Source organism: Lysobacter antibioticus, assembly GCF_000731095.1.
Lineage (GTDB): Bacteria > Pseudomonadota > Gammaproteobacteria > Xanthomonadales > Xanthomonadaceae > Lysobacter > Lysobacter antibioticus_B.
This window is the reverse complement of the sequence record NZ_JMTZ01000126.1, coordinates 1-6,447: the sequence shown is the minus strand read 5'-3', so window position 1 is coordinate 6,447 and position 6,447 is coordinate 1. Positions and strand designations below refer to the sequence as shown.

Below are 6,447 nucleotides of genomic sequence, written 5' to 3'. Positions count from 1 at the left end.
GTTGCTTATGACAAAAGAAAGTAACCCGCCGCTTTAGTGGCGGAAGCTTTTGGCGTCTGATCTAGATCTCGGTCTTGCTTGAGAGTTGCGCCGCAAGACCATCACAGCGCGGTCGCGGCTTGCGCCGCTCCTACCCTAATCGCGAAAGCACGCGGCTTCGACGGATGACCACAGCGATGCAACCGCTGCGCGTCCCGCAGTCGCGGCTCACGCCGCTCCTACAGGGGAAGAATTCGCGACGTTCCTACAGAGAGGGCCGCCGGTTCGGACCGGCGACGGTTTTACGCCGCCGCGGTCGCCGCAGCCGCCGGACGCTCCGGCCATACGGTCTTCGCCAACAATTCGTCGTTCCAGTCGTAGTTCACCGCACCGTCGTTGACGAACAGGCTGACGAAATTGAACACGTTGCGCGCGTACATCTCGCTGGCATGCACCGCGCCGCTGCTGGCGAGGTTCAAAGGGCCGGCGATGGTGACGCCGTTGACGTCGATGGTTTCGCCCGGCCGCGTCAGCTCGCAGTTGCCGCCGGTTTCGGCGGCCAGGTCGACCAGCACGCTGCCCGGCTTCATGCCGGCGATCATCGTTGCGGTCACGATCTTCGGCGCCGGGCGCCCGGGCACCGCGGCGGTGCATACGATCACGTCGATGTTCTTGAGATGCTCGCCGAGGCGGCGCTGCTGTTCGGCGCGCTCCTCGTCGGTGAGCTGGCGCGCATAACCGCCCTCGCCCGCGGCGCTGACGCCGAGATCGAGGAACTTGCCGCCCAGCGATTCGATCTGCTCGCGCGTTTCCGGGCGCACGTCGAAGCCTTCGACCTGGGCGCCGAGGCGCTTGGCCGTGGCGATCGCCTGCAGTCCGGCGACGCCGGCGCCGACGATCAGCACCTTCGAAGGCCGGATCGTGCCGGCTGCGGTGGTCAGCATCGGGAAGAAGCGCGGCGCCAGTTGGCCGGCGATCAATACCGCCTTGTAGCCGGCCATGCCGGCCTGCGAGCTCAGCACGTCCATGGCCTGCGCGCGCGTGGTGCGCGGCAGACGTTCGAGCGGAAAGGCCTGCAGGCGGTGGGCGACGATCGCCTCGCCGCGGGCGGCGTCGGCCTGCGGCGCCAGCAAGCCGACCAGGGCCGCGCCTTCGCGCAAAGCGCTCAACCGGGCCGGATCGGGCGACTGCACGCACAGCACCACATCGGCCTGGCCCAGCGCCGCGGCGGCATCGTCGGCCAGTTCCGCACCGGCCTGGACATAGGCCTCGTCGGTGAAGCTGGCGGCACGTCCGGCGCCGCGCTCGATGCGCACGCGCGCACCTCGGGCGACCAGTTTCTTGCAGGTTTCCGGCGTCAGCGCCACGCGCTTCTCGCCAACCGCCGTCTCGCTCGCAACGCCAATCGTAATGCCCGACATGCTTCGCTCCGTGCCCCGTTCGCCGCATCGTAGCGGAATGACCGGCGGCCGTGCGATCTCGATGGCCCCGCAACCGGACCCAATGCCCGGATCCAACGCCCGGATCGAATGTGCTCGGCGAACCAGGAATGCGAAACCCGCCTTGCGGCGGATCGGGGTAAAGACGCTGCAACGGTCGGCCGGTACGGCCGCTCGCCTCAGATCACCCGGTCCAGGTGCCGGCGCACCTGGCGCATGGCCTCATCGAACGCGGTGCGCTCGGCGCCGACCACGAGGCGGCCGGCGGAGGCCAGCGTCGCCAGCTCCTCCGCCGAGGCGACCAGCGCGCGTACGCCGCGGCGGTTGACCAGCAGGAAACGCGAGGTCAGCGGGCTGCTCCAGGCGACCTTGACCGCGATGGTCTCGCCCTGGGTATTGGTCAACCGCAGCCAGTCGCCGGGTTCGAGCTGGCGCATGCGCTCGGCCAGCAGCGGGTCGTGATTGGCCGAGGTAGTGCCGGCGGCAAGATAGAGCCGGCGTTCCTCGGCGACGTCTTCCTCGACCTCGGCCGAACTCGGCAAGGGGTGCTCGGCGCGTTCGATGTCCGGCGTGACCAGGGCGCGCACCAGGCCGGCCATGCCGTGCTGGGCGGCGCTGTCGTCCAGGCCGGAACTCGCCAGGCACTGCACGATGATCGGCTGCAGCGCGAGCAACTGGTCGGCCAGTTCGCGGCCGCGATTCTCGGCGGCGAGGCGATCGGCCATCACCAGGGCATCGCCGAGCGCCAGCGCCTGCGCGCGGCGCTTGGGATCTTCGTTCTCGCGCAGCAGCACCTGGACCATGTGATGACGCCAGGGTGTGGCGAGGAAATCGGCGACCGCCTGGGTCAGGCGCGCTTCGCCGATGCGTTCGCGCACCGCCGCATCGGCCTGGCCACGCGCCGCACCGAGGCGCTCGCGCCCGTAGGTGGCCTTGGCCGCGCGCTGTTCCTGCAATTCGATGCGGCGCCGGTGCTGGGCCAGCAAGGCGTCGAGTTCGGCGTGGGCCAACTCGAACACCGCGAGGTCTTCGTTGTAGTCGGAGACGATACGCTGCGAAATCGACGAGGCACGTTCGAGCAGATCGCGGTCCTGCGGCGTCTCGCCGTCGTTGCCTTCGCAAGCTTCGGTGATCGCATCGAGCAGGCGCCGCGCCGGGTGTTCGCGTTTGACGAACACCTCGTTGTCGGTCAGCGCGACCTTTACATAAGGCATGACCAGGCGCGCATAGACGCGGCGCGCACGGTCCTGCAGGGCGTGGTTGCGGAACAGCGAGTCGAACAACAGCGCGACCAGGTCGATCGCGTCGTCTTCCTCGGCGCTGAAGCAGGTCTGGTCGGGATTGAAGCCGAGCCGGCGCGCGCCGTCGTAGAGCTGGTCGCGGATGGTCTCGCCCAGGCGTCCGGACACCGCCAGCGCACGGGCATAGGCGTCCGGCGGCTCGGGCTGCAGCAGCGAGGCCATGCCGACGACTTCGTCGACGCGCAACTCGCGCCGCGGCGCCATCGAGCGCTGCGGCATGTGCGCGGGCGGCAACCCGCCGGCCTTGACCAGGCCTTCGCGCCAGGCGTGCAACTGCGAACGCAATTCGGCCAGTTCGTTCGCCATCGCCGCGACGTCGGCCTGCGAGACCGGCTGCGACGGATCGTGGCCGCCGTAGTTCGGCGCGCGCGCTCCGCCCGGCTGGCCGTGAGCGGCGTGGCTTTCGCCGCCGTAGCCGCCCATCGCGGCGTTGTAATCGTGCATAGGCGTCGAAGACTCGCGATGAGGCACGGTGTCGAATACGTCGTCGAGCGTGTTGCGCTCGCGCCGTTCTTCGGCCGCGCGTACCGGCGCGCCGGGCGCCATGTTGCCGAGACCGACGCCGTAACCCGCGGTCGCCAACAAGTTATTGATACGGCCGTAGAGATCGCCGAGCAGCCGCGCGAGTTCGTGTTCGTACTCGCGGAACAGGCGGAGCCGCAGGCTCTCGGTCACCTGGGTTTCGGCGTAGACCGAGATGAAGGCCTTGACCAGCCGGTACGGGCCGAAGGGGTTGATGCCGGTCGGCGAGCCGATCGAGGCCGACAACATCTTCAGCCGCCCCTGCAGCATCTCCAGCGGGCGCAGATAGCGCTGCTCCAGCGATTCGGTCAGGCGCTCGCCGTCGAGGTCGAAAGCCAGTTGCTGCTCGCCGACCAGTTGCAGCGGCGAACCGCCGAGCCCGCCGACCGCCGAGGCCGGCGCACGGAAGGCCTCGAAACCGAGCCCGACCTGCTGCCGAAACGCCATGACATGGCTGGCCTGCTGCTGGCGCAGGACCCACAATGCGGCCTGGTCTTCGTATTGGTGATTGCGGCCGTCGCCCTTCAGCGACTCGGCCTTGAGGGCTTCTTCGATCGGTGCGTACAGGGTGCCGGGCAGCCCCCCGAGTTGCTCGAGCGTCTGTCGTTTGATTTCTTCGAGCACGCGCGACGGGTCGGTGCGCGTGGTCTGAGCGACGCCGTGCAAATGACCGGACACTAACGAAGTTCCCCTGGATGCTTGACGCAAGCGCGTCGGTTTCCGACTGCCTCTGCAGGATAGTGCCAAGATGCGTCCATTAATGCTTCGCCGTTCATTTTTGTGACAGGAGTCAATTTGTCTTCCATGCAACCCAATGATCTCGACTTGCTGCGCGCGCTAGATAACCGACGTTCGGTGCCGGCGAAGCAACTTTCCGCCCCTGGACCGGACGAATCGACGCTTCAGCGTATGTTGCAGTCCGCTGTGCGCGTACCCGACCACGGCAAGCGCGTGCCCTTCCGCTTCCTGGTCCTGCGCGGCGACGACCGCCACGTGCTCGGCGAACGCGTCGCCGCACGCGGCATCGAACTGTTTCCCGAGGCCGGTCCCAGCGCCGTAGAGAAGGATCGCACACGCTTTTCTCACGCACCGATAATCGTCGCGGTGATCGCCAAGCTGGGCCCGGATGAAAAGATCCCCGAGTTCGAGCGCACCCTCACCGCCGGCTGCGTCTGCTTCGCCCTGCTGCAGGCCGCGCAGGCCTTCGGCTTCGGCGCGGTCTGGCTGACCGGCTGGCCGGCCTACGACGAGCAGGTCAAGCACTGGCTGGGCCTGGCCGCCGAGGAACGCATCACCGGTTTCATCCATATCGGCACGCCCAAGCTCGAAGCGCCCGAGCGCGACCGCCCGGACCCGGCCGACCTGACCCAGATCTGGTCGCCGGCCTGAGCGGCCGCGTGTTTGAATGACGCCATGACTACCGCACCGCGCACTCCGCTTTATCTGGTCGACGCCAGCCTCTACGTCTTTCGCGCCTGGCATTCGATCCCGGACGAGTTCCAGGACGCCGAAGGCTGGCCGACCAACGCCGTCCACGGCTTCGCCCGCTTCCTGCTCGAGCTGATCGAACGCGAGCGGCCGCGCCACATCGCCATCGCCTTCGACGAAGCCCTGGACTCGTGCTTCCGCAATGCGCTGTACCCGGCCTACAAGGCCAACCGCGATCCGGCGCCGGAAGCGCTGCGGCGCCAGTTCGGCCACTGCAAAGCCTTGTGCAGCGCGCTCGGCCTGCCGGTGCTGGCCCATGTCGAATACGAAGCCGACGACCTGATCGGCAGCGCGCTGGCGACCATGCGCGCACACGGCTACCGCGGCGTGATCGTCTCGGCCGACAAGGACCTGTCGCAGTTGCTCGACGGCCACGACGAGCAGTGGGACTTCGCCCGCGGCCAACGCTGGACCGCCGAGGGCGTGCCGGCGCGGCACGGCGTGCTCGCGCGACAGATCGCCGACTATCTGGCCCTGACCGGCGATGCGGTCGACAACATCCCCGGTGTGCCCGGCATCGGCGCCAAGACCGCGGCCGCCCTGCTCGGCCACTTCGACACCCTCGATGCCTTGCTGGCGCGCGTCGAGGAAGTCCCGTTCCTGCGCGTGCGCGGCGCCGCCAGCGCGGCCGCGCGCCTGCGCGAGCACCGCGCCCAGGCCCTGCTGTGCCGGCAACTGACCACGATCGCGGTCGACGCGCCGCTCGGCGACAGCAGCGGCCACTTCGTGCGCGGCCAAGCCGACGCCGCCGGTCTGCTGGAACTGTGCGATCGCCTGCGTTTCGGGCCGATGACCCGCCGCCGCCTGCACGAAGCGGTCGGACTCGACTTCGCGACGTCACAGGTTCCGTCGTAGCATCCTTCTCTTGCAACAAGACTGCGATGCGATGACGCGAGGAACGCAATGACGCCAGCCGACCACGGACACTCCGACCGCCACTCCCCCGGGCACGACGCCGAACGCGTCGAGACCCTGTACGACGGACAATGGCTGCGCATGATGCGCCGCGGCCACTGGGAGTACGCCGAACGCACCCACGGCAAAGGCATGGCGGTGATCATCGTCGCGGTGACGCCGCAGGACCGGATCCTGTTCGTCGAGCAGTACCGCGTCCCGTTGGCCGCACGCACGATCGAGATGCCGGCCGGCCTGGTCGGCGACGACCACGCCCACGACACCCTCGAATCGGCCGCGAGCCGCGAACTGGTCGAAGAAACCGGCTGGGAACCGGCTCGTGTCGAAGTGCTGTTGACCGGCCCGACCTCGGCCGGCATGAGCAGCGAACGCATCGCCTTCGTCCGCGCCACCGGTTTGCGCAAAGTGGGCGACGGCGGCGGCGTCGACGGCGAAGACATCCTCGTCCACGAAGTCCCGCGCGCCGATGCCCCGACCTGGCTGATGCGCAAGCAGGCCGAAGGCTTCGAGCTCGACCTGAAGCTTTGGGCGGGCTTGTGGATGATCGACCGCAACCCGGATGGCAGCGCCGCCTAAACCGCGGGCTCGCCTGATAGAGACCTCGACGTTGTAGCGACGACGGCCGCATGGCCGTTGCCTTTGCCTTTGCCTCTGCCTCTGCCTCTGCCTTTGCCTTTGCCTTTGCCTCTGCCTCTGCCTCTGCCTCTGCCGGATGAGCTTGGCGCAGTACCGAGCTCGCGAGAACCTCTGGAGACCCGGAGGGCGCCGCACAGGACGTGCGGCGTTTTCCGATAAGACAGGGA

General features: G+C 68.3%; 5 protein-coding genes. 3 read left to right on the top strand and 2 right to left on the bottom strand.

Annotation, left to right across the window (positions count from 1 at the left end; all coding sequences use genetic code 11):
* Positions 1-281: 281 nt before the first annotated feature.
* Positions 282-1,400 (bottom strand): NAD(P) transhydrogenase subunit alpha, encoded by a 1,119-nt coding sequence (locus EX88_RS0122210; RefSeq protein WP_031374173.1) that lies wholly within the window; start codon positions 1,398-1,400, stop codon positions 282-284.
* 197 nt (positions 1,401-1,597) lie between these two features.
* Complete coding sequence (locus tag EX88_RS0122205; protein WP_161786171.1) at positions 1,598-3,919, bottom strand: DUF1631 family protein; 2,322 nt, start codon at positions 3,917-3,919, stop codon at positions 1,598-1,600.
* Between the two features lie 126 nt (positions 3,920-4,045).
* Here EX88_RS0122205 and EX88_RS26305 point away from each other — a divergent pair, with 126 nt between their 5' ends.
* The 3 genes from EX88_RS26305 to EX88_RS0122190 are packed head-to-tail and all read left to right on the top strand — an operon-like array spanning position 4,046 to position 6,220.
* Positions 4,046-4,630 carry a nitroreductase family protein gene (locus tag EX88_RS26305; protein WP_031374171.1) on the top strand — a complete coding sequence of 195 codons (585 nt, stop codon included), beginning with the start codon at positions 4,046-4,048 and terminating at the stop codon, positions 4,628-4,630.
* Between the two features lie 24 nt (positions 4,631-4,654).
* Positions 4,655-5,584, top strand: coding sequence for a 5'-3' exonuclease (locus EX88_RS26300; RefSeq protein WP_031374170.1), 930 nt, complete (start codon positions 4,655-4,657; stop codon positions 5,582-5,584).
* Positions 5,585-5,632: 48 nt separating this feature from the next.
* Complete coding sequence (locus tag EX88_RS0122190; RefSeq protein WP_051885433.1) at positions 5,633-6,220, top strand: NUDIX hydrolase; 588 nt, start codon at positions 5,633-5,635, stop codon at positions 6,218-6,220.
* Positions 6,221-6,447 lie beyond the last annotated feature (227 nt).